This window comes from Bergeyella porcorum (assembly GCF_042427575.1).
Taxonomy (GTDB): domain Bacteria; phylum Bacteroidota; class Bacteroidia; order Flavobacteriales; family Weeksellaceae; genus Bergeyella; species Bergeyella porcorum.
Genome location: NZ_JBHMFD010000007.1, coordinates 127,705 through 150,747, shown reverse-complemented (window position 1 = coordinate 150,747; position 23,043 = coordinate 127,705). Strand labels below are relative to the sequence as shown.

Sequence of the window (23,043 nt, the reverse complement as noted above, 5' to 3'; positions counted from 1 at the left end):
AAATGAAACGATTTCAGACATCATACTATGGAGTTCAGAAAAACTTGAAAAGGCTTTTCGTTTTTTCTCTTTTCTCTCTTCTCCTTTCTCTACAAGGCTGTTACAGTTTCACAGGGTCGTCATTGAGTCCAGAGATGAAAACCATTCAGATTAAAGACTTTATGAATACCGCAGCATTGGTCAATCCTTCGTTAGCACAACAACTGACGATAGATGTCACCAATCGTTTTTTACAAAGAACCACCCTGAAAGGCACCACCGAAAACCCTCATCTTTTGATAGAAGGCGAAATTACAGACTATAGCATTACCCCAACTACCATTTCCTCTTCCGTCACTACCCAATCGGGGGCTCAGTTGCAAGCGGCACAAAACAAACTGACCATTTCCGTAAAAATTCATTACGAAAATGCCATAGACCCATCAAAAGGATTTGATAGAACTTATACCGATGAAGCCGTTTTTAGTAGCGATTTGGATATCAATCAAATAGAAGCTTCACAGGTAAGAATTGTAAATGAAAGAATCATCAATAAAATTTTCAACGATATTATAGCAGATTGGTAATGAATACTCGAGTTTTAGAATTGATAAAAAATCCTCAGACAATCCAGGTTGAAGATTTAAAAACATTGGAAACAGAAATCCATCAGTTTCCTTATATTCAGAATATTAGAGCGTTGTATTTGTATGGGGTTCACCTTTTTGATGTAGATAATTATCAGAAAGAATTATCCAAAACCGCAGCTTATACTACGGATAAAAAGATATTGTATCAACTGATTAATCAGTCTAATAAAGCAGAAACTTCCACCATAGAAACAGAGGTAATACCACCACAAGGGGAAAAGGAAACGCCTATGGAAGTGCAAGAGCCACAGGAAGAATGCAGCATTAACCCAAGCACCGAAACCTTGCGTGCAGAGGTTATAGATGCTGTATATGGCGTAAGAAACAGAATCCTATTTGAAGGTGAAGAAAATTTTTGGAAAGAAATTACCGCCTCAAAAGAAAGCATTGAAGAAGTTGAGACATCTGAAAACGCCAATCACAAGCTATCATCTGAAAGTGAAATCGTACAAAATAATTCAGAAACCTCTGAAATAAAAGAAGAGCCATCGCCGATAAAAGCAACTCCAGATTCCACCGAAGACCACGCGTCTGAACTTAGCTTTCACGGCGTAGATACTTTCCTTCCTGATGTTCATATTCCTGTAGAACGCAAAGTGGAAACCTATCAGCCTAAGCCTACCCTCAACAAGCACGAAGAGGAAATGAAGCGTCTTGTAGCGGAAGTAGAAGCCAAAATAAAAGCGAAAAAAGAAGCTCAGAAGCAACAGCAAAAAGAAGAAACGCACGAAGGGGAAGATGCCCACAATGGTGAAATCAATTTTGCAGAAACGCAAAGTTTTGAAGTAGTGCCTAAATCTGAAGCATCTGAGCCAGAAGCGATAGAAGATGCACAACAATCAATTTCCAAATTTCCAAAAGAGAAAAAAGCCGAGGATATAGTGGCGACAACAAAGGATTCTTGGAAACCAATGGCTTTAGAACCCAACCAACCCGATGCTTTATTGGGAAGAGCTCAGACCATAGAGGAAACAACACCTCAGCAACCAACAACCAGCGAGCCTGAAGAACAGAGTGAAACACCTCAAGAAGAAAGACCTGTTTTCAATGTTTCATTTTTCTCTTCTGATACGGTAACCAAAATTGAAGAAGAAGTTTTAGAAGAAAGCGAAGACAGCAATGTCCCTATGTTCATCAACACTTGGCAAAAATGGCTGAAAATAGATAGAAATGAGCCTAAGGAAACTGAATCAAGTGAAGACCTACAGCCTGAAATCATCAATGAACCTGCCGAAAAAGAAACCGAAACCCTAACCTCAACCATAGAGGATATCAAGGAAAAAGCCATTGAGAACTTCATTGAAAACGAGCCTAAAATTTCAAAATTAAAAAAGGAAGAAACTCAATTGATAACAAAAGAAAAAACAGACGACATCTCACATCTGATGACCGAGACTCTAGCGAATCTTTATGTGGAACAAAGGCTCTATACCAAAGCCATCGAAGCCTATCAGGTATTGCAAGAAAAATATCCTGAAAAGACAGAGGCTTACGCTGCCATTATAGAGGATATCAATCAACAGAAAAACAGCCATCGCTTCTAGCATTAAAAGTCGTACAAAACAAAAATCCTTCTCGAGATTTCGAGAAGGATTTTGCTTTTATATCTTGCTGAAAGATTAGTTTTTCCAGCTTTGGTTATGCTTATTATCAGAGCGTTTTGCCCCTTTATTGATGTTATACGCGAAGCCAACACCAAGGGTTTGTTTTAGCTGAGTTTTCTGAATCTGATTATGGTCATACATCAAGTCTAGCGTAATGATAGAAGACACATATTTATTAATCTTCATATTTAAGATTCCTCCATAAGAAAGCACCAATCTTTCTGGATGGTCAAGGTAGTTGGAAAACACAGACGCCGAATTGATGAGTGTAATATTTTCCATCAATTTCACTTTGTAAACCGCTGTTCCCAAGAAACCAAATTGGAATAACGAAGAATCTCCATTGTTTTTCAAGCCATAGTTGCCCGCCACTTGCAAGTCTTTATCCAAAACGAAAGTCCATCTTGCATTGGCAGGGCGAAGTGTCATTGTAAAATTATCATTAGGTCTGTAAGTAAAACCAGCTCCTAAATTAAGATACCCTGGTGCCATAAAGCTAGACAACTTAGCCGCTTGCGGATTGTTTCCATCTGCGTATCCTGGAGCAAACTGAGTAAGCAAGCTGGCTCCCGCAGAAGCATACCAGTTGTTAGAAATTTTTCTACCATAGTTAGTAGAAAGATTGATGATATCCTGCGTTTTACGATTTCCTAAACCTTTGGTGTTATTTTGTCCATAGCTCAAGATTACGATATTTTCCCAAAGGTCTTTATCTTTTTCGTAGGTCATATTGTAGTTGGTACCAGCAATCCACCCGATGTTATTAGCACCACCACCTACCCAATTGGAGAAGGCCGCTTGGTTTAGTGTAAGGGTATTAATCCCCGTAATAGACCAATGTTTTGTAGAATCAGAAACAGGAACCTCTGCTTCTTGAGCAATGGTAGACACACTCATTCCCACTGCTAATGCGAATAATACTTTTTTCATAATTTGAAATTTTTAAAGCGGTAAAAATATGAAAATATACGGATATATCTTAATGAGACCAGCTAAAAAATATAAACAAAACCCCTCCCAGAACTCTGAGAGGGAGCTTTTACCTGTCTACTATTTTAACAGCTTTTCTAATTTCTCTAAACGAGATTTTAATTCTTCGTTTTCTTTTTTAAGCTCAATCGTGTGCAAGTAAAGTTCCTCAATTTTCTCTACATTGGTCAATTGCGTTTCCATTAAATCTACATAACCTTGAGCCTTGATAGCCGCTGCAGATTTATAACCTGGCAAGTGTCCGTTGGTTTTCACGAAATCTTCTACTTGGCTTAAAGACTTGAATGTATAGTCTGCTTTGATGGAAGAGTTACCTGTGTAATACTTTTGGAATACATAGTCTGGGAAGATGGTTGCTCCGTTAGTACCTCTAAAAGATGAACCTAAAACCATTCCTCCATCTGTAATACTTACAGCATTAGTGCGTGTAGTACCATCGGAATTAACAGCCAACTTGATAGAGTTAGTAGCTATATCTTCTACCCAAAGTGCAGCATTATTTGCTATCGTGGTAGTTTTAGCTTTCAAAACACCATTCTCATCTACATAAACCTCTCTATTGCCTGTACCAGCTAAATCTCCGAAACGAACTTGGCCAGCATTGGTATAGATAGAGTAGTTTTTATCCGTAGCATTCAATATATCTGTAATGTATAAGCCATAAAGATTAGTAACTTTAAGAGGATTGTTTAATGGAACTTGAATATTCGTATAGGTTCCCATCATATTCGTTATAGCTCCTCCAGTTATGTTATCTGCTAGCAAATTAGCCACATTATGTGTCAAATAAACATTATCAACCGTAGACTTAAAATCTGCTCCAATGAAAGGTTCCAGTCCTTCTATAAACAATTGATTTTGAGACCCTATAGCAGTAGTAATTGCCCCACTTCCTCTAAGACTTACTCCATTTTGTGCGCCAATAGCCTTATATACATTACCCGTTGTACTTAAAACAGCTTCATTAAAACCTCCTGAAACTTCATTAGCAGAACCATTATAAATAGAACTTGCAAAGTATCCTCCTATCATTCTTGCTACATGACCAGAACCATAATGGGTTGAAAAACCTATCTGTGAATAGAGAGCATGAAAATTTCTTGTCGTATTTTGATTGGTTTGGACTTTTGTAAAATTAGAGTAATACCTACTAAATGAAGAGGTTTCATTCTCATCTATAACAAACATATCTTCATTTAAGGATTTGTAAGGCCACTGGCTACTAGTACTAGCCCCTGTTACTAAATCAGAAAACGACAATCTCCAATTATATATACTAGCTCCATCTACATTTAACATTGCATCTTGAATTACACCAGATGGATGCGATGTAACAGGTCTCATTGTTCTCGGAAAATGTCTATAACCTCCATTTTGTAAATATTCTACTTTGTCTTTTATAGCTTTATCAATATAAGCTCTTGTTCCATCGTATTTCCATACTTGCTCTTCTAAATCATTTCCGCTTTTCACCCACTCTGTACCGTTGTAGAAATAGTAACCTTTTTCGGTGATTTTGGCTACTTTAACATCACTACCCGCATAAGTAGCATCAGTAGCATATACCAAAGTTCCCTCTACAGGAGTTGCAATGGCTGCTATTCTCTCCTTAGATAATTTAGGAGCAATAATACCCTCATTAGTCGTTCCTGTGAGGTTAGCTGTGCTAGGCTGAACCTCCAATGTTGCTTTTGGATGCATTGTGTTAATCCCTACTGTCCCCTCTTGGGCGTGTGCCAATACACTTGCCAACACGAAGCTAAATGTAATGATCTTTTTCATCTCTTTTTTTGTTTTTAAAAATTAATAATTAAGTTATGATGTTGTTGTTTGTTAATCTCTTTATTCTTGTAAAATCAATCCCACATAGACATCTCTGCACACAACTTTTATTAAACATTTTAAACACGAACGAAAAATCAGATTTTTCCTTCTCGAAATGTCCATCAGTGTGGGATTGATTAGTTTTGAAAAGAGAAATATTTCTCCGTTTATATTCCGTAAAAAATAGAAATCCTAACTCCTCTAGTCCTTTTATCATATTGTTTCCTAAAAGGAAACAATATGATAAAAGGAAACAAAAAAATCCCAATGCAGTTTTCAGAGAAAACCACATTGGGATAGCATAGTTGTCCAAAAAATATTTTTTGGACTTATTTGTTATTTCAAAATTATTTTTGTAAAATACGCACAGGCACGCGTTTATACTAAGGTATAGCGGCGGTGAGCTTGTGTGTGTGTGTGTGTGTGTGTGTGTGTGTGTGTGTGTGTGTGTGTGTTTACACAATTATCCGAAACTACCAAATTATTTGGGTAGTTTTTTGCATTTTTTTGTTGTAATATGTGGATATTGTGTGTCATAAGAATGGGGGCAAAGATAGGTGTTTTTTTGAAATACCAAATTTTTTAGGAAGAAAAATTTATTTCAGACATATCCTTTAGTCTCATCTTATCAATTCACAAACGGCTTTATCGCTCTTTTACTTTGAGGTTTCGGTTTATTATCCGCACCTATATTGTACACCAAACCTACACCTAAAGTTTGTTTTCGCTGAAGATTGGTCACTTGATCGTGGTCATAAAGCAAATCCAAACTCAGCACGGCGGTAATCAGTTTATTAAATTTCATATTGAGCGTCCCACTGTAATTAATATCCACTCGCTCAGGATGATTGATATAATTGGAGAAGAAATTGAGCTGATTGGTCACAAAAATATTTTCATATAATTTCAATCGGTATAAGACATTCAGCATTGCCCCAAGCTCTGACCTGATGGATTGCCCATCGTGCTCCAGACCGTACCTTCCCGCCTTCTGAAGGTGAGGGTCTAAAACAAATGTAAACTTTCCATTGGCAGGACGAAAAATCACTTGAAAATTCTCTTTCGGATTGTAAGAAATACCAAGACCCGCATTCAGATACCCTGGTGCCATAAACCTGGAAACGCGGTCAGACTTCTGTGGGTCGGGCGTTGCGGCATAATTATACCCATAGGTAAACTGAGAAAGAAACTGATATCCCGTAGAGAGGTAAAAGTTGTCCCCAATTTCATAGCCGTAGTTGGTGGCAATATTAATATAGTCTTCCGTCTTTCTGGTGCTTTGCCCCTTTGCCGCCACTAGACCATAGCCCAACTGAATCAGATTTTCCAGATAATGCCTATCTTTTTTATAACTAAGGTTATAGTTTACTTTCGCAATGATACCGATGTTATCATTCCCCCCTGCATTCCAATTAGAAAAAGAAGCCTGATTAAATGTAACGGTATTTTGCCCAAAGAAAAACCATCTTTTTTCACCTTCTTGCCTAATGAGCCTAAAAGGCGTTACAGGGATTTCTTCGTGCGAATGCACCGCCAAGCCCCCTTCATTTACAACAATGCTATCCATCTTGATTTTGGAAATCTCCTCAATAGAAGGATTGGCAAGGCTATCCAGATTAAGAAGTGTCTTATTCCAACGGCTCTGGGCAATGGAATCTATTTGCTTTCTAACGCCTTTAATCTGGGCATTAGACCAATGAAAAATAAAAATCAATATCGTGAAAATAAATATCTTCCGTTTCATAAGCATTTTTATTGATACAAAATTAAGCGTTAAAAATAAACTTCAAAACTGAAAATGGCAAATCTTTGAGATTTATTGTCTTAAAAAAAATCAGTCAGAGAAAATTTCAGCCAAAATTACCTACTTTTTCTACTGGCAATTATTTTGTAAATCATTACCAATGTTAAAACAAATAAACTTTTCTTTGAAAGCCATCATATACCCATTGCTAATGTTATCAGCAATGTGGAGTATTTTCTTATTACAAAGCTTTGGTCTATTTTCTAATTGCAGTGGTGCCATCATCCCATTAACCGCAGAAGGGCTCAAAGGCGTATTCTTCAGCCCCTTTCTACACGGTAATCTGGAGCATATTATTGGCAATTCTCTGCCCATAGCCGTACTTATTTTTCTATTATACCAGTTTTATCCTCGCATTGCCAATACCATTTTAGGATTAGGCTGGGTCGCTACAGGCTTTTTAGTTTGGCTACTTCCTCCTATTGATATTTTCACGGGCGAGTTCTACTACAGTTGCATCATTGGGGCAAGTGGTATTATTTATATGCTTGCATTTTTCCTATTTTTCAGTGGGATATTCAGATGGAATTTAAAACTGCTCGCCGTTACGCTTATTGTAGGGTTTTATTACGGCAGTTTGGTTTGGGGTGTTTTTCCAGAAGAGCTATTCTACCACTTAGATGAGCCTAGTAAAATATCTTGGCAATCTCATCTTTCGGGGGCAGTCATTGGCGTTATCCTAGCCTTTATCTACAGAGGCGTGGGCGAGAAAAGGCAAAAATACATCTGGGAGTTTCCCAATTATTACAGCGAGAAAGATGATAAACTCTGGAGGGAATATAGGGAAAAGCACCCGCAAGATTTCCAAGAATTGCCACAGAAAAAAGAAGATTCCGTATGGAAATATTTAGATGAAATCCGAAAAAAAGAGTAATTTTAGGGCAATATTTCCCTAATAAGATGATTACCGAAGAGCATTTATACGCTATTGCCCTTAGACGATGTAGCTTTATAGGCGATACCACATTCAAAAAACTGATGGATGCGGAAGGCTCTGCCGAGCAAATTTGGAAGCTTCCCCGCCAAAAGATGATTGCCATCTTTGGCATCGGAGACAAAAAAGCTGCTGAAATAGGAGATTCTGAGCATTTAAAATTTGCAGAGCGAGAGCTTGAATTTTGCCAAAAGAATAACATTACCATCCATCTGCGGCATCGGGGAGATTTGCCCTTCTTGCTATCGGAGTGCGATGACGCCCCTGCCATCTTGTATCAAAAAGGAAAACTCCCAGAAGGAAAACACCCGATAAGCATTGTTGGCACTCGGAATATGACCCTCTATGGCAAGCAATTCATCCACGAGTTTTTAGACCAAATAAAAGCCCAAAACATCATTACCATCAGCGGGCTGGCATTGGGCGTAGATGGTGAAGTGCATTCGAAATCAATAGAAAACAACATTCCTACCGTAGGCGTATTGGCTCACGGCTTTCACACACTTTATCCTGCTAAACATCGCAAGCTTTCCGAAAGAATTTTGGAAGAGGGCGGAGCATTGCTCACGGAATTTAACAGCTCACAAAAACCCGATAGAGAGCATTTCATCCAAAGAAATCGCATTGTAGCAGGCATTTCCCCTGCCACTATTGTAGTAGAAACCGCTTTTGGTGGAGGCTCCATAAGCACCGTAGGCTTTGCCAATGACTACAACCGAGAAGTATATGCCGTACCTGGCCGATTGACAGATAAATACAGCCAAGGCTGCAACCTCATCATCTCTCAAAATAAAGCCGCTGCCATTGCTTCCATCAAAAGTTTAGTAAAAGATTTGAAATTGAAAGAAGCCAAAGAAAAAATCGGAGAACTATTCACCCCTTCAGAGCCTTATTTTCAATTAACTGAAAGTCAAAAAGAAATATACCATATCATCAAAGAAAACCCTTTAATTTCTTTAGATGAAATTTCTGAAAAATTAGAGACTCCTACCTTCAAAATTTTACCTATTTTATTAGAAATGGAGATTTTGGGTTGCGTGAAGACCTATTCTGGACGACAATTTCAAGTAACTCAGTAAAACATTGTTTTTTAATTATTCATCAAATAATTATTAACGCAATATTATTTACAAGCCAACATATTTAGTTGTAAATTTAATAAAAATTTAACCTAACAAAAATAAATTTTTATCAATTTTAAAAATATTATTTGCAAGTTTTAAGAAAAAAGTTAAATTTGGTGGCAATAATAATTAAACCTTATGGAGCATTTTAATGTAGAACAAAAGATACAAGATTTTATTGCTAAGGTTGAGGCAAGAAATCCTAATGAACCTGAATTCCTTCAGGCAGTGAAAGAAGTAGCGGTAACGGTGATTCCTTTTATCGCAACGAAAAAAGAGTACAGCGGAATGAAATTGCTTGAAAGAATGACGGAAGCTGAAAGAGTGGTGATTTTCCGTGTGCCGTGGGTAGATGACAAAGGTGAAATCCAAGTGAACAGAGGATACAGAATCCAGATGAACTCTGCCATTGGTCCATACAAAGGAGGGATTCGTTTCCATCCTACAGTAAACCTTTCGGTTCTTAAATTCTTAGCTTTTGAGCAAGTATTCAAAAACTCTCTTACTACGCTTCCTATGGGCGGTGGTAAAGGTGGTGCAGATTTTGACCCACAAGGAAAATCTGATATGGAGATTATGCGTTTCTGTCAAGCGTTTATGACGGAGCTTTGCAAGCATATCGGTCCTGAAACCGATGTCCCTGCAGGAGATATTGGCGTTGGAGCAAGAGAAATTGGTTATCTTTTTGGTCAATACAAGAAAATCAGAAATGAATTTACAGGGGTGCTTACGGGTAAAGGCTTAGCTTACGGAGGTTCCCTTATCCGTCCAGAGGCTACAGGCTATGGGGTGGTTTATTTCTGCGAGCAAATGCTAAAAACCCAAGGAGAAGAGATTAAAGGAAAAATATTCACCGTATCTGGTTTCGGAAATGTAGCTTGGGGTGTAGTGAAGAAGGTTAATGAACTAGGTGGAAAAGTGGTTACCATCTCTGGACCTGATGGATATGTTTATGATGAAGCGGGTATCAGTGGCGATAAAATCGATTTCTTATTGGAATTGAGAGCTTCTGGTAACAACAGAGCAGAAGATTATGTGAAGAAATATCCAGAAGCGAAATTCTTCGCAGGTAAGAGACCTTGGGAAGTGAAGTGTGATGTAGCTATCCCTGCTGCAACTCAAAACGAATTGGACTTTGAAGATGCAAAAACTTTGGTAGCCAATGGCGTGAAGTGCGTAACGGAAGCTGCTAATATGCCATCTACCTTGGAAGCTATCAATCACTTCTTAGAAAACAAAGTGTTGTTTAGCCCAGGTAAAGCATCTAACGCTGGTGGTGTAGCAACCTCTGGTCTTGAAATGACACAAAACTCTATCCGTCTCAACTGGACTTCTGAGGAAGTAGATGCAAGATTGAAGGAAATTATGGTAGGTATCCACAAGGCTTGTCGTGATTTCGGAAAAGAAGAAGACGGCTATGTAAACTATGTAAAAGGAGCAAACATCGCTGGCTTCGTGAAAGTAGCAGAAGCAATGTTGGCACAAGGTGTTGTATAAAAACAAATGAAAGCTCGGCTAAAGCCGGGCTTTTTTAGTTTGAAATAAATCCGAACCATTCGGTAAAAGTAAAAAGAAGAAAAGAGAAAAAGCATTGGAAACCAATGCTTTTTTTTGTATTAAATCCTATTCAAAATTGAATGTCAATGGAAGTCTAAAACGAAACTTCGTAGGTACATTACCATTTATCATTGCTGGCTCCCACCCCTTTCTAGATGCCCAAAGAATAGAATTGATAACCATTTTATCAAACTCTTCATTATAAGAACTCTCCTCCATCTCAACATTCTGCACACTTCCATCTTTTTCCACAGTAAATGTAACCGCCACTCTCACCTTTCCTGTCCCTATAAAAGGTCTCACATTTATGTTACTATAAACTTTTCTTCGAAACGCATCTATTCCTCCTTTAAATTCAGCTTTCTTAATATCAAGTACATATCCTTCTTTATAATTGTCAAACATATCATTAGGATACACCATAAAACTTGTAGATGCAATCACTTTCTGACCATTAATTACCGCTGGCTTCCACCCATCCATATACTTAAAGGCCTCTCTCATCATCTTAAAAGTACATTGATTATCCTCTACTTCTTTTTCATCATCTGGCTTAATGAACTTGATACTAGCATCTGGATAAACCAATACCCTCATCGTATAAACTTCCGCTTTATTTTCGCAGGGTTTTAAATTTTGCTCCAACAAAACTTTCTGAAAGTCTTTATAAAATTGCTTTTCGCCACCGTGATAATTCTCTTGACCTTTAGGATACTGCTCCACAACTTGTTGACCACTTACTAAAGAAGCTACCAATAACATTGGCAATAGTGAGATTTTAGATTTTAGAAAATTCATATTATTTCGTTTTCGCAAATCTAACCATTTTTTACAACACTTCAATTTGATTTTTCAATAAATCCTCAAACTCATCTCGCTTACGAATCAAATAAGGTTTTCCATCTAAAAACAAAACTTCCGCGGGTTTCAATCTGGAATTAAAATTAGAGCTCATCTCAAAACCATAGGCTCCTGCATTGCGAAACACCAAAACATCGCCTTCCCTCACTTCAGTGATTTTCCTATCCCACGCAAAGGTATCGGTCTCGCAGATATTCCCCACCACGGTATAGATACGCTCTGCTCCTTGCGGATTAGACAAGTTTTCTATAATGTGATACGAATCATAAAACATAGGACGAATCAAATGATTGAATCCTGAATTAACTCCCACAAAAACCGTTGCCGTGGTCTGCTTAATCACATTGGCTTTTACCAAAAAATGTCCTGATTTTGAGACCAAATATTTCCCTGGCTCAAACCATAGCTCCAATGCCTTTCCACTCTCTTGCTTAAAACCCTCGAACACTTTTTCTACTTTTTTTCCGAGAGATTTCACATCGGTTTCCATATCGCCATCTTGATAAGGCACCTTAAAACCACTTCCCATATCTATGTATTTCAAATCTGGAAACTGCTCCGAAAGTTCAAACATTATTTCCAAACCTTGAAGAAAAACATCAGCATCCTTTATCTCACTTCCCGTGTGCATATGCAACCCTTCCACTAAAAGATTAGTGGATTTCATAATCCTCTCTATATGACGCATCTGATGGATAGAAATTCCAAATTTAGAATCGATGTGACCTGTGGAAATCTTGTGATTGCCACCTGCGTAGATATGCGGATTGATTCTGATAAAAATAGGATAGCTATTGCCATATTTATTCCCAAACTGTTCCAAAATGGAGATATTATCAATATTAATATGTACCCCAAAGCTCATTGCCTCTTCAATTTCAGCTAAGTCCACACAATTGGGCGTAAAAAGAATGCGTTCTGGAGTAAAACCTGCCTTTAAACCTAGTTTCACCTCATTGATGGAAACACAATCTAGATTGGCTCCCAACTGCTGAATATACTTTAAAATATTAATATTGGTAAGGGCTTTGCACGCATAAAAAAATCGGGTAGAGTCACTAAACGAAGTTTTTAGTTTTTCATATTGCACTTGTATAGAGTTTGCATCATAAACATACACAGGCGTTCCAAATTCATTGGCAATATCTAGCAATTGCTGATTTTTCATATCTTAAATTATTTTAAATTCAAAAAAAAAGCAGACCCAAAGAGAGCCTGCCAAAATAGTTGCATTATTTAAAGATAACGGCTCACACGAAAGCTTGAGAGAATTTCTTCTCCCCCTTTACTTTCTTCTTTGATGTGAATCCGCTATACATTGTATCAATAAAAATTTTGTCAAAAGTAGTGGTTAATCTCCAATTTCACAAGAAAAATTTTATTTCTGTGATAATGGTTGTATTTTCAGCTCTCCTTTCAGCAATACCATTTTCAGCTCGTTGGTAAAATCTTCCGTAGTTATTTTCACGGGAATTTTAAGGTGATTGAGCTTAGACAAAGTCTGTATTTGCGTATGAAGTTCATAGAAGCCATACGCCTCCACCACTCCATTGTTCAGAATCAAAAATGCTCGTTCTCCCATCGTTCTACCCGCAATAAGCCATAGCTCTGAGCGATGTTTCAATTCCATCAAAGCTTTAAATTGCTCACTATCATTAAACTCCTCACGAGATTTGATGTAATTCAACGCCTTTAAACCCTGCGTAAACGATTTGAACTTCAACAATGGTTTTTCTGTTTTACGGAGTGTATTTTTCTCCACAAAGTATTTTCCATTGCGGTGATACAGCCCAAATGGCAAAACACCTTTTCTCCGAATACCCTTGGACGCCATCAGCAACTGAGCCACGAGGGAATTTCCTGAAATTTCATAATGCACCTGCTCGGTATTCTCCTGAACAGCCAGAAATTTTTTAGCCTTAGAATTGAAAATTTTCTTCGCAAACCGATTGATATCATCCACAAAATCTGAAAAGAGAATCTTCCCTTCCCCATCTTGAAAATAGACAATCCCTTGCTCATTGGGCAAATCCTGTGTCAACTCTCGGATTTTATTCACATAAGTCTTGGCGTTGGTTTCTTCGTATTGTTTTTGAATAATCTCATTATCAACATCCTTAGTTATCAACAATTTAAACAAATCCAAAGTTGCCCTTGCATCGCCTCCTGCACGATGATGTTCCACTAAGGGAATCCCCAATGATTTTACTAATTTTCCCAACGAGTAGCTCTCTGCTTCGGGAATTAATTTTTGAGCCAAAGGAATGGTATCCAAAGTCTGAATTTTAAAATCATACCCCAACCTTTTAAACGATTGGCGAAGCATCCGATAATCAAAATCGATATTATGCCCCACCAGCGTTGTTCCTTCTGTAATTTCCACCACGCGTCTGGCTATTTCGTGAAATTTCGGAGCGGTTTTCACCATTTTAGGCGTAATTCCCGTTAGTTTTTGCACAAAGGGTGTAATGTCGCTTTCTGGATTCACCAAAGATATGAATTGATCCACCACCTCGTGTCCATCGTATTTAAAAATGGCAATGTCTATGATGCTCTCTTTTCTAAAAGCTCCACCATTGCCTTCTATGTCTATTATTGTGTACATTTACCAAAGTTCCTTTACCTCCTCTTTCTTCCTCCCAATCCCAGCATTCCTAGTACAAACTTAGCCCCTTCTCTTGCCAAGGTGGTTGTAAAAGTGCGTCCCATCTTACTGCCCATCACGCTTTCCAATAAGTTAGGCTCTGGCTTCTCTGTAGTTTTTCTCGTGGTGGTTTTGGTTTCAGGAGTTTGTGACACCGCATGTTCCATTCTTTGGGTAAGCAGTTCGTACGCCGATGCCTTGTTCACCGTTTGGCTATACTTCGCCACCAAATCAGATTGAGCGGTTAAAGTTTTTATCTCACTATCCTCTAGGACATCCATACGAGATTCTGGAGAAATCAGATAAGTATGCACCAAAGGCGTAGGAATCCCCTTTTCATCTAATGCCGTAACAAAGGCTTCTCCAATTCCCAAATTCTGAATCAGCTGACTGGTTTCGTAATACTCCGTCAGCGGATAGTTTTGCACCGCTTTATCAATTTCTTTTCGGTCTTTTGCTGTAAAACCACGGAGGGCGTGCTGGATTTTCAAGCCCAATTGTGATAAAACATTCTCTGGCACATCGCCTGGAATTTGGGTAATGAAATAAATGCCCACACCCTTAGAACGGATAAGCTTCACCATTGTTTCAATCTGCGAAAGCAAAGCCTTGGAAGCCTCCTTGAATATCAAATGAGCTTCATCGATGAAAAGAACCAACTTCGGTTTCCCAGCATCGCCCACCTCTGGAAAAGTCATATAAATCTCCGCAAACAATGATAGCATAAAGGTAGAGAACAACTGCGGTTGAGTAGGAATATCAGACACACGAAAAACATTCACCACACCTTTACCATCGCGTTGCTGCAAAAGGTCTTCCACATCAAAGCTTGGTTCTCCGAAAAACTGCGTAGCTCCCTGCTGTTCCAACGCCACAATGGAACGCAAAATAGCTCCCAAAGATGCTGGAGAGATAGAACCATAATCTTTAGCCAACTCGGCTTTACCTTGTGGATTTTCGGTAACATATTGAAGGACTTTTTTCAAATCGTCTAAATCGATAAGCGGCAGCCCTTTGTCATCACAATATTTGAATACGATAGACATAATGCTGGATTGCGTATCGTTCAGCTCCAATATTTTAGAAAGTAAAACAGGTCCAAATTCCGTTACCGTAGCCCGAAGTTTCACCCCATCTTTACCTGAAATGGACATCAGCTCCACAGGAAAACCTTGAGCTTGCCAGTTGAGTTGGGTTTTAGCATAGCGGTCTTTGATGATATCGTTCTCCTTCCCTGGCATTGCAATTCCAGAAAAATCACCTTTGATATCCATCACCAAAGAAGGAATCCCCGCGTGTGACAGTTGCTCTACAAACACCTGAACGGTTTTGGTTTTTCCCGTTCCTGTAGCTCCTGCTATAAGCCCGTGTCTATTAATGGTTTTCAGTGGCAGAGCCACGCCTACTTCTGGAATTACCTCCCCATCTAAAATTCCTTTTCCTAAAATAATACTCTCTCCTTTTGCGGTATATCTCGCATTGAGCTCTTCTATAAATTTTGCTTTATCAGCCATACTTTCAAAATTAAAAAACTTAGATTCTACTTATAAAAGTAACTTTCCGTTATTATTAATAGTTTTCAAATATACTTGTTTTGGACTTAAAAATCCAAACCTTTTCCCTGGCCTGGTATTTAAAATTTCTTGAACTTCCTTTAATCGTTCTTGTGTTATCTGGCTAAAATCATAACCTTTTGGGAAATAATGCCTTAACAATCTATTATAGTTCTCATTTGAGCCTCGTTCCCAGCTGTGGTAGGGATGAGCAAAGTAATAATCAAAATTCAAACGCTCTGAAAGCTCCTTGTGCTTTGCGAATTAATTCGATATTTTATATGGCACATTCAACTCACAAAGGTAACTTTTTAGAGAGGGCAAATAAAAAAGGGAAGCCGAAACTTCCCTTGGGTTAAATGAAATTTTTTCTCATATTTGCTCTCGACCAAAAGTAACTAAATATGAGTCATTTAACATTGGAACAAAGATGCAAAATTCAAGCGTATTTGCAACAAGGGGCAGATTCAGCTTATAAAAGTAACTTTTCCGTTGTTATTAATTGTTTGCAAATATACTTGTTTAGGACTCCCAAAATTTAAAAACTATATTTATTTTCGTTTCGGTTTTTGGGGAAGATTAGACATAAAAAAACTGCCCTTTTCGGACAGCTTCTTTGCTTATGAAAAATAAATTGAATAAAGTTGGGATTATTTTGTGGTGTTTTCCACCAAGTTTTTATTTTCACGCTTACTCATATTCCAATCGGAATCGGTAAGGTTGTAGATTTTTTGGATATCGTGGAGGATTTTCTCAAAATCAATTTCCAAATCTTTTAGTTTTCCCGTTTTCAAGTCAAACACCCATCCGTGTACAATTGGATAATGCTCATCAATGTAACGCTCTTGTACACACGCCATTTTAATCACATTGATGGCTTGTTCCTGTACATTCAGTTCAATCAATCTGTTGTATCTTTCATCTTCGTTTTCTATGGCGTCCAATTCAGATTGATGCAGTCTATATACATCACGGATGTTTCTTAGCCAAGGGTTGAGCAGTCCAAGATTTTGAGGTGTCATAGCTGCCTTTACCCCACCACAGCCATAATGACCGCATACAATGATGTGTTTCACTTTGAGGTGGCTCACGGCGTATTCTATCACTGCAGTAGAGCTCATATCCAAGGTATTCACCACATTGGCAATATTTCTGTGCACAAATACCTCTCCTGGTCTTAGTCCCATCAATTCTTCTGCCGTAGCACGAGAATCGGAGCAACCAATATAAAGATATTCTGGAGATTGTCCTTCGGATAAGCGGTTGAAGAAATCTGCGTCTTCGTTAAGTCTTTCTTGAATCCACTTTTGGTTGTTTTCAAATATGGTTTTGTAAGATACTGACATAATCGTATTTTTTTAGTTATTAATGGTGTTTAAATTTAAGATTTAATTTTTACATTGCACTTCTATGCCCGATGATAATGTGAGAATGTTGGTCATTTTCATAATCTTTGTACGAGGTTCGGAAGCCAATCAGTTCCACTTCTATATTTTCCTCTTGAGCACGGATGTTGGCAAAATCTTGTATCAGTTCTATCACATCAGAAGTGATATAGGATGTGGTAGAGGCATCAATAATCACTTTGGAATTTGGTTTAATGTTTTTCAAAGTCTTTTTGATTGCTGCCTTGTTCAAGAAAGAAACTTCTTCTGCTAGTTTTAGTTTCACCTCATCGGCATCTTCCAGCTCTTCTCGGCTGTAGTAATAAGCCCGTTTCATATTCCCTTGTAGGATGTAGAAGATAGCAATTGCCATACCGATGCCCACCCCTTTCAGAAGGTCGGTGGCTACTACGGCTATAATGGTAGCAATGAACGGAATAAACTGATACTTTCCTTTGTGCCAGAAGTGCATAATGGTAGCAGGCTTAGCCAATTTGTATCCCACTAAAATAAGCACAGCAGCCAATGTTGCCAAAGGAACTTTGTTGAGCAATGCAGGAATGCTTAGCACACAAAGCAGCAATAAAACACCGTGAATGATGGCGGAAACTTTGGAGGTGGCTCCAGAGTTGGCATTCGCTGATGAACGAACCACTACGGAAGTCATTGGGAGTCCACCAATAAAAGAACTTACTAAGTTTCCAATACCTTGGGCTCTTAGCTCTAGGTTGGTATCGGTAATTCTTCTTTTTTTGTCCATTCTATCGGCTGCTTCTATACAGAGTAGCGTTTCAATAGAAGCCACTACCGCGATGGTAGCACCTGCCACCCAAACGGCGGGGTTCATAAAGCCTTCTACTGCTGGGAAGGTTACCATATCTTTTAAATCGTCTATTGATTTTGGGACAGGTAGTTTTACCAAATTAGCCTCTCCAATGGCTAAAGAGCTCCCTGTACTGATGAAGAATTGATTGATTAAAATTCCTAAAATTACGGCTACTAAGGCACCAGGGAGAAGTTTTAGCTTCTTCAAAGCTGGGATGTGGTCCCAAGCTAAAAGCACTGCCATAGAAACTAATGTAACAATCACTACACCAGGCTGAATAGAACTGAATAGCGTGGTAAAGTAGGTGCTGATGGCTTCCAAGCTGTATCCATTGCTGAATAAGGTTTCATTGCCTTCAAAATCAGCATCGTAACCTAAGGCGTGAGGGATTTGTTTCAGAATGATAATTACCCCGATACCGGCAAGCATTCCTTCGATAACATTATTCGGAAAATAGTTGGAGATGCTTCCTGCTCTCATAAAGCCGAGAGCCAATTGGATAAGCCCAGCGATAACGCCCGCACAAAGAAAGAGTTCAAAGCTTCCCAACTCTGTTACGGCAGCAAAGATAATTGCCGTAAGACCTGCCGCAGGACCAGATACTGAAATATGAGAATTACTGATATATCCCACCACAATACCACCTATAACTCCTGCAATAATCCCCGCCAATGGAGGTGCTCCAGATGCTAACGCAATCCCTAGACATAAGGGTAATGCTACTAAGAATACAACTAAACCTGAAGGGAAATTCTCCTTAATTTGCCCCATTAAATTTTTTGAATTTTTCATTTTGAAAATAAGTACATTTCGTGATATAAGGTTATACCACTATTATTAAGTTTTAAATCATTTGCTTTTTACAAAGCGTTACAGCAATGCTTATCTCTCTAAAAATAGGGGATAAACAAAAAATAAAAGTAATGATTAAAACTCTGGGGGCGGAGAAACAATGGATAAATAGGGGGATAGATTGGTGGTTTCTACCCATTCTGGAAATGAAATATTGGCAATTTCTACTGCTGGAAAAAACTTCAAAAACTCGTGAACATTCAGTGTTTTTGGGATGTTTTTTTCAAATAGGGAAGTTGCCGAAGAGTGAGATTCTTCCTCTTCTGTGAATACCATATTGGTCTGCGGTAGTTCAAAATCTAGCACCTTAGCAATACTAGGTAATGCTAAAAAATTGATGAATATCAATGCAGCTAATATGTTTAAAACCTTTTTCACAGAGTATGAAAATCCCTTTGACGCCACAAATATAAGCGATAAAAAATAAATGAAGCGTCATAATTATAGATTGTATCTTAATTTTAACAAAATTTAATATTAAAAATCTATAATGTAGAATGCGCTGATGAAGGAGAGCTATCAAATATCGAGTCAATCAGATTTTGTGATTGATATAGCCCTCGGTAGCGTATTCTTTGGGGATAATGGTGGCTGGGTTGCCCATCACTACAGAGTGGCTAGGGACATCGGTGTTCACATACGCATTGGGAGCAATGAGTACATCATCGCCAATATGAATGCCCCCTACAACTACAGCATTGGCCCCAATCCAAACTTCATTACCAATGGTAGGAACGCCAATATTTTTACCTCTATTGGCTTGCCCAATGGTAACTCCCTGAGCAATATTGCAGTTTCTGCCAATTTTAGTTTTGGGATTAATGACTAAAGCTCCCCAATGTCCTAAATAAAAGCCTTCTCCAATTTCTGTCTCGGGGTAAATCTGAAAACCATATTTGATTTGGTAATGCCGAAGTATCAATTTCCAAAACACTCCTAAGATAGGTGTCTGGTGGTGTTTTTGACACTTCCTGAAAAGATAGATAAAATGCAGATTGGGACTGAAACACTTTTTCCATATCTGAAATATAGAAAGCCATTGACCACTTTCTCGGTAAAAATCTTTTTGAATGATGGTATGCATTGTCTTTTCTTTAGGTTAAAACAAAGTTATCAAATCGAACTCAATACATCAATGTACTGATTCATAATAATATCTTTTGACAATCTACTGTGTATAGAATTGATAATCTGTTGTTTATTGTGATTTTTTGATAAAGCTTCTTTGATTTTTAGGGCGAAGGCTTCACTTTGGTTGATATCTGCCACTTCGCCATTGATGCCCTCTTGGATAATTTCTCGGATGCCCCCTTTGCAATCGTTTGCTAAAGCAAAAACACCACAGGCTCCAGCTTCCAAAAGCACATTGGGAAACCCTTCATAGCGAGATGAAAGCACAAACAAATCGGCGTGTTTTAAGTATTGGTAAGGATTGCTCTGCCTGCCGTGGAAGATGACCTTTTCTAAGCCTAAATTTTGTTTGAGCTCTTGTAGTAGGTTTTTATCCCTTCCATCTCCTAAGATGTGAAGCCAGATATTGTCATTTTTCAGATGGGCAAAACTTTTTAAAAGTAAGTCTATGCCTTTGCGATGGGATAGGTTACCGATGGCAACAATATGTTGGGCGTTTTCCACAAATGATTTGGGGCGTTCGGAGGTGTGTAGCTTTTCATTGATGAAATCAAAATCTACGGGATTGTTGATTTTAATGATTTTGTCTTTCTTCAGATTGAAATTCTGGAGTAAATCTTCCACCATATCATCACTTTGGCAGATGATTTTATGAAAGTTATTGTAAAATCGATAGAAAAAACGGATTTCGGGTCTTGTAACGTGCTGCGATACAATGTTGGTTTCTCTAGCGATGAATTTTATCTTTGGAAATAACTTGATGAATATAGAAAGGTAAGCATTCACTTCCCCCAATCCAGAAAATACGATGTCTGGTTTTTGCTTTCGAAGTTCTCGCAGAATGGGAAAAATACTGTTTCTGATGCGTTGTACTTTCAGGTCTATGATTTCCACATCGTTTTTTAGCAGGCTGAGGTAGCCACCTTCTTTGCGGAGGAGCATAATCTTGGGTGTGAATATTTCCCGAGGCAAGTGGTTGGCAATGGTAGTCACGATGCGTTCGGCACCGCCTGTTTCCAAATCTGGTAGGATGAAAATGATAGACTTTTTTTGAGGCATTTTTTTAATCGTATATTTCGGTAATGGGTGAGTCTTTTGTTTTATTTTTGTTATTATTGGTTGTAAATTAGTTTTTATATTATAGGTGTTTCTTTATTTTCCCAAAGTTTCATAATCTATCTCCTTCATTTCTAAGGTGAGATATTTTGTGGTATTATATTTATTCTATTATTTCATTTTATGGTAGATAAAACTTAACGGAAATAGTAATAAGCCTAATGTTTTAATGCTAATGTTTTTAGGCTGAGAAATAATTTCAGAAATACTGTTTTTATTTTTAAAGGAATAAAATTGATAACCAATAAGATTTCTCAATACTGGTTTAGGGTAGGATAAAAGCCTATCACCATAGCAGTTAATAAATGAGAGATGTCCATCTTTTAGACCTAAGAAGGAAGAGGGTTTAACTCTGTCTTGGGACATAGAGTTACTATCCTCCAAATCCTGATGATAGATGCGTACCCCTTTGTTTATAAACTTAGAAAGCTCCCCATTGGCATCATATATATTGAAGAAAATTTTCTGTGGTGCATATTTGTTTTTGTACTTCTGATAGTCAAACGCTTTCAGATATTTTAAGTATTTTTTTGTAAAAAAAATGGTATGTTTATCTCCTTTCACTTTATACTTATAGCGCATTTCTAATATTGAACCTGAAAAATTCTCAGGAAAAGGAGTTCCTACCAGCTTACCTTCTGGAGTGATGGAATTAAAAGTTGCTGAAATGTATTTGTCTTCAGATAATTGGCTGATTTCATTAAACATAATTGCCAAGGCGTCTTCTGTATAAGCATCATCAGAATCTAATATAGTAAAAAACGGCGATGTTACTTTTTCAATCCCTTTAAAAACAGTATAGAATTTTTTAGAATTCGGATTAGCATAATATTCAATAGGGAATACATTTTCCTCTTGAAATTTAGCAACTAATGAACTTGTATTATCCGTAGAGCCATCATCCATAATGAGCCATTTGAAATCTTTAAAAGTTTGATTCTTCAAAGATTCAAATACGCGAGGCAAAGTATGAGCTCTATTATAGGTAGGGGTGATGATTGTTATCTGTTCCATTTTTTTCTTTATTAAATAATGCGACATTGTTTTATTTGCTATCTTTTACAAGATTAGTAAACACCTCCGTTACTTGCTGATATATCTTCTGTTCATCAAACTTTTCATCTGCATTGTAGGTGCCTTGTTGTATTTTAGCTACAAATTCTGGATTGGTAAGAAATTTTTTCATTGCTTGGAAAATTTCCTCTTCATCATAATTTACCAAAACTCCATCTACACCATCGTCTATCATTTCTGGAATGCCCCCCACATTGGTGGAGATAATAGGCTTATGAAGTCCCATTACTTCTCCTATGGTGAGAGGGTAACTTTCTGATTGCGATGGCAGCACAAAGTAATCTGAAGCCTTGATATATGGCCAAGGGTTTTTCTGACTATCTAACAGTAGAAAAGTTTTTTCAATGCCTAATTCTTTCGCTTGATTTTGAAGATTTTGCATTTCATTTCCACCTCCAATTACAGCAATTGAATGATTTAATCCCTCGTCTAAAAGTCTTTTATGTACTTTCGCCAAAGTATGATAGCCTTTTCTACTATGAAGTCTTCCCATAGAAGAAAATACAGGACGAGTCTCGTAATTTACAGGGAAAGCATCTGCTTTACTACGAGATTCTGAAAGTTTTATCACATTATAAATCACCGAACTATTAGGATAGGTTACGCCATATAAATCCTTGATGATTTGACGAGTCTGAGCCGCTCCAAAAATCATCCAATCAAACTGTTTCATTAGTTGGATGCGTTTCATTACTCGGTTTTGGTCTTTATCATAGCTTACATCTGTATGAAACCAACCGACTTTTTTGGAAGTCTTGTTAGGAGAGTTTAGTACCATTTCAAATTCTGCATAGCCAGGGGAAACCTCTATATCATATTTTTCTTTTACTTTTAAATAATAAAGTAAAGAAGGAAATAAATCATAAATTTCTAGTCTTAATCTTCTCAATCCTAATTGAATTTTTTGGATAAAAGAGTTTTTAGACATTTGCTCTCTCCCTTTTTCTATCACAATCAGTTTAATATCTTTTGGGATTTCTGAAACCAATTCTCCTTGATAAAGGTTGAGCATTAAGGTTAAGTCAAACTTATCTTTTGGTAAATTTCTTAATAAATCTAAAACAACGCGAGGTACGCCGCCCATTTCTAAAGACCGAAGTCTGAAAAGGATTTTTATTTTTTTGGGTGTGTTCAT

Annotated in this window: 19 protein-coding genes and 1 pseudogene; 5 read left to right on the top strand and 15 right to left on the bottom strand. The window is 37.7% G+C overall.

The window, feature by feature from the left end; translation table 11 throughout:
• Positions 1–2 precede the first annotated feature (2 nt).
• Together lptE and ACFFUE_RS04010 are read left to right on the top strand one after the other, a co-directional pair.
• Entirely contained in the window at positions 3–566 is a 564-nt protein-coding gene (gene lptE / locus ACFFUE_RS04015) for an LPS assembly lipoprotein LptE (protein ID WP_376832923.1), read from the top strand.
• Positions 566–2,173 (top strand): DUF8458 domain-containing protein, encoded by a 1,608-nt coding sequence (locus ACFFUE_RS04010; protein ID WP_512699038.1) that lies wholly within the window; start codon positions 566–568, stop codon positions 2,171–2,173. Before lptE ends, ACFFUE_RS04010 begins: the two co-directional genes overlap by 1 nt.
• A 75-nt stretch (positions 2,174–2,248) precedes the next feature.
• On the opposite strand, the gene ACFFUE_RS04005 is transcribed toward ACFFUE_RS04010, so the two are convergent.
• From ACFFUE_RS04005 to ACFFUE_RS03995, 3 genes are all read right to left on the bottom strand, one after another.
• Positions 2,249–3,163 (bottom strand): DUF3078 domain-containing protein, encoded by a 915-nt coding sequence (locus ACFFUE_RS04005; RefSeq protein WP_376832921.1) that lies wholly within the window; start codon positions 3,161–3,163, stop codon positions 2,249–2,251.
• 120 nt (positions 3,164–3,283) lie between these two features.
• Positions 3,284–5,005, bottom strand: a complete 1,722-nt coding sequence (locus ACFFUE_RS04000) for a phage tail-like protein (protein ID WP_376832920.1) — start codon at positions 5,003–5,005, stop codon at positions 3,284–3,286.
• A 670-nt stretch (positions 5,006–5,675) separates the two neighbouring features.
• The gene (locus tag ACFFUE_RS03995) at positions 5,676–6,791 is read right to left on the bottom strand and encodes a DUF3078 domain-containing protein (protein ID WP_376832919.1); all 1,116 of its coding nucleotides are present in this window, start codon (positions 6,789–6,791) and stop codon (positions 5,676–5,678) included.
• A 160-nt stretch (positions 6,792–6,951) separates the two neighbouring features.
• Between ACFFUE_RS03995 and ACFFUE_RS03990 the strand changes: the two genes are divergently transcribed.
• From ACFFUE_RS03990 to gdhA, 3 genes are all read left to right on the top strand, one after another.
• The gene (locus tag ACFFUE_RS03990; protein ID WP_376832918.1) at positions 6,952–7,725 is read left to right on the top strand and encodes a rhomboid family intramembrane serine protease; all 774 of its coding nucleotides are present in this window, start codon (positions 6,952–6,954) and stop codon (positions 7,723–7,725) included.
• 26 nt (positions 7,726–7,751) lie between these two features.
• Positions 7,752–8,864 (top strand): DNA-processing protein DprA, encoded by a 1,113-nt coding sequence (dprA, locus tag ACFFUE_RS03985; protein ID WP_376832917.1) that lies wholly within the window; start codon positions 7,752–7,754, stop codon positions 8,862–8,864.
• A gap of 183 nt (positions 8,865–9,047) precedes the next feature.
• A complete protein-coding gene (gene gdhA / locus ACFFUE_RS03980; protein WP_376832916.1) occupies positions 9,048–10,406 on the top strand; it encodes an NADP-specific glutamate dehydrogenase in 1,359 nt (452 codons plus the stop codon).
• Between the two features lie 126 nt (positions 10,407–10,532).
• Here the strand turns inward: gdhA and ACFFUE_RS03975 are convergent, their stop codons facing one another.
• From ACFFUE_RS03975 to ACFFUE_RS03920, 12 genes and pseudogenes are all read right to left on the bottom strand, one after another.
• Positions 10,533–11,264, bottom strand: coding sequence for an energy transducer TonB (locus ACFFUE_RS03975; protein WP_376832915.1), 732 nt, complete (start codon positions 11,262–11,264; stop codon positions 10,533–10,535).
• A gap of 31 nt (positions 11,265–11,295) precedes the next feature.
• On the bottom strand, positions 11,296–12,495 hold the full coding sequence (gene lysA, locus ACFFUE_RS03970) for a diaminopimelate decarboxylase (protein ID WP_376832914.1): 1,200 nt from the start codon (positions 12,493–12,495) through the stop codon (positions 11,296–11,298).
• 210 nt (positions 12,496–12,705) lie between these two features.
• Positions 12,706–13,932, bottom strand: coding sequence for a 3'-5' exonuclease (locus ACFFUE_RS03965; protein ID WP_376832913.1), 1,227 nt, complete (start codon positions 13,930–13,932; stop codon positions 12,706–12,708).
• A 14-nt stretch (positions 13,933–13,946) separates the two neighbouring features.
• A complete protein-coding gene (locus ACFFUE_RS03960; protein ID WP_376832911.1) occupies positions 13,947–15,485 on the bottom strand; it encodes a helicase HerA-like domain-containing protein in 1,539 nt (512 codons plus the stop codon).
• Between the two features lie 30 nt (positions 15,486–15,515).
• A pseudogene (locus tag ACFFUE_RS03955) lies at positions 15,516–15,776 on the bottom strand (IS30 family transposase); the annotation flags it as partial.
• Between the two features lie 398 nt (positions 15,777–16,174).
• A complete protein-coding gene (locus tag ACFFUE_RS03950) occupies positions 16,175–16,870 on the bottom strand; it encodes a carbonic anhydrase (RefSeq protein WP_376832910.1) in 696 nt (231 codons plus the stop codon).
• Between the two features lie 49 nt (positions 16,871–16,919).
• The gene (locus tag ACFFUE_RS03945) at positions 16,920–18,527 is read right to left on the bottom strand and encodes a SulP family inorganic anion transporter (protein WP_376832909.1); all 1,608 of its coding nucleotides are present in this window, start codon (positions 18,525–18,527) and stop codon (positions 16,920–16,922) included.
• 135 nt (positions 18,528–18,662) lie between these two features.
• Positions 18,663–18,965 (bottom strand): hypothetical protein, encoded by a 303-nt coding sequence (locus ACFFUE_RS03940; RefSeq protein WP_376832908.1) that lies wholly within the window; start codon positions 18,963–18,965, stop codon positions 18,663–18,665.
• A gap of 157 nt (positions 18,966–19,122) precedes the next feature.
• A complete protein-coding gene (locus tag ACFFUE_RS03935) occupies positions 19,123–19,671 on the bottom strand; it encodes a serine acetyltransferase (RefSeq protein ID WP_376832907.1) in 549 nt (182 codons plus the stop codon).
• A 29-nt stretch (positions 19,672–19,700) separates the two neighbouring features.
• Complete coding sequence (locus tag ACFFUE_RS03930; RefSeq protein WP_376832906.1) at positions 19,701–20,777, bottom strand: glycosyltransferase; 1,077 nt, start codon at positions 20,775–20,777, stop codon at positions 19,701–19,703.
• Positions 20,778–20,945: 168 nt separating this feature from the next.
• A complete protein-coding gene (locus ACFFUE_RS03925) occupies positions 20,946–21,848 on the bottom strand; it encodes a glycosyltransferase family A protein (RefSeq protein ID WP_376832905.1) in 903 nt (300 codons plus the stop codon).
• A gap of 31 nt (positions 21,849–21,879) precedes the next feature.
• A complete protein-coding gene (locus ACFFUE_RS03920) occupies positions 21,880–23,043 on the bottom strand; it encodes a glycosyltransferase (RefSeq protein WP_376832904.1) in 1,164 nt (387 codons plus the stop codon).

Excerpts from the sequence above, each read along its gene's own strand:
- lptE (WP_376832923.1), top strand. The coding sequence starts at position 3 with ATGAAACGATTTCAGACATCATACTATGGAGTTCAGAAAAACTTGAAA.
- ACFFUE_RS04010 (WP_512699038.1), top strand. The coding sequence starts at position 566 with ATGAATACTCGAGTTTTAGAATTGATAAAAAATCCTCAGACAATCCAG.
- ACFFUE_RS04005 (WP_376832921.1), bottom strand. The coding sequence starts at position 3,163 with ATGAAAAAAGTATTATTCGCATTAGCAGTGGGAATGAGTGTGTCTACC.
- ACFFUE_RS04000 (WP_376832920.1), bottom strand. The coding sequence starts at position 5,005 with ATGAAAAAGATCATTACATTTAGCTTCGTGTTGGCAAGTGTATTGGCA.
- ACFFUE_RS03995 (WP_376832919.1), bottom strand. The coding sequence starts at position 6,791 with ATGAAACGGAAGATATTTATTTTCACGATATTGATTTTTATTTTTCAT.
- ACFFUE_RS03990 (WP_376832918.1), top strand. The coding sequence starts at position 6,952 with ATGTTAAAACAAATAAACTTTTCTTTGAAAGCCATCATATACCCATTG.
- dprA (WP_376832917.1), top strand. The coding sequence starts at position 7,752 with ATGATTACCGAAGAGCATTTATACGCTATTGCCCTTAGACGATGTAGC.
- gdhA (WP_376832916.1), top strand. The coding sequence starts at position 9,048 with ATGGAGCATTTTAATGTAGAACAAAAGATACAAGATTTTATTGCTAAG.
- ACFFUE_RS03975 (WP_376832915.1), bottom strand. The coding sequence starts at position 11,264 with ATGAATTTTCTAAAATCTAAAATCTCACTATTGCCAATGTTATTGGTA.
- lysA (WP_376832914.1), bottom strand. The coding sequence starts at position 12,495 with ATGAAAAATCAGCAATTGCTAGATATTGCCAATGAATTTGGAACGCCT.
- ACFFUE_RS03965 (WP_376832913.1), bottom strand. The coding sequence starts at position 13,932 with ATGTACACAATAATAGACATAGAAGGCAATGGTGGAGCTTTTAGAAAA.
- ACFFUE_RS03960 (WP_376832911.1), bottom strand. The coding sequence starts at position 15,485 with ATGGCTGATAAAGCAAAATTTATAGAAGAGCTCAATGCGAGATATACC.
- ACFFUE_RS03950 (WP_376832910.1), bottom strand. The coding sequence starts at position 16,870 with ATGTCAGTATCTTACAAAACCATATTTGAAAACAACCAAAAGTGGATT.
- ACFFUE_RS03945 (WP_376832909.1), bottom strand. The coding sequence starts at position 18,527 with ATGAAAAATTCAAAAAATTTAATGGGGCAAATTAAGGAGAATTTCCCT.
- ACFFUE_RS03935 (WP_376832907.1), bottom strand. The coding sequence starts at position 19,671 with ATGCATACCATCATTCAAAAAGATTTTTACCGAGAAAGTGGTCAATGG.
- ACFFUE_RS03930 (WP_376832906.1), bottom strand. The coding sequence starts at position 20,777 with ATGCCTCAAAAAAAGTCTATCATTTTCATCCTACCAGATTTGGAAACA.
- ACFFUE_RS03925 (WP_376832905.1), bottom strand. The coding sequence starts at position 21,848 with ATGGAACAGATAACAATCATCACCCCTACCTATAATAGAGCTCATACT.
- ACFFUE_RS03920 (WP_376832904.1), bottom strand. The coding sequence starts at position 23,043 with ATGAACACACCCAAAAAAATAAAAATCCTTTTCAGACTTCGGTCTTTA.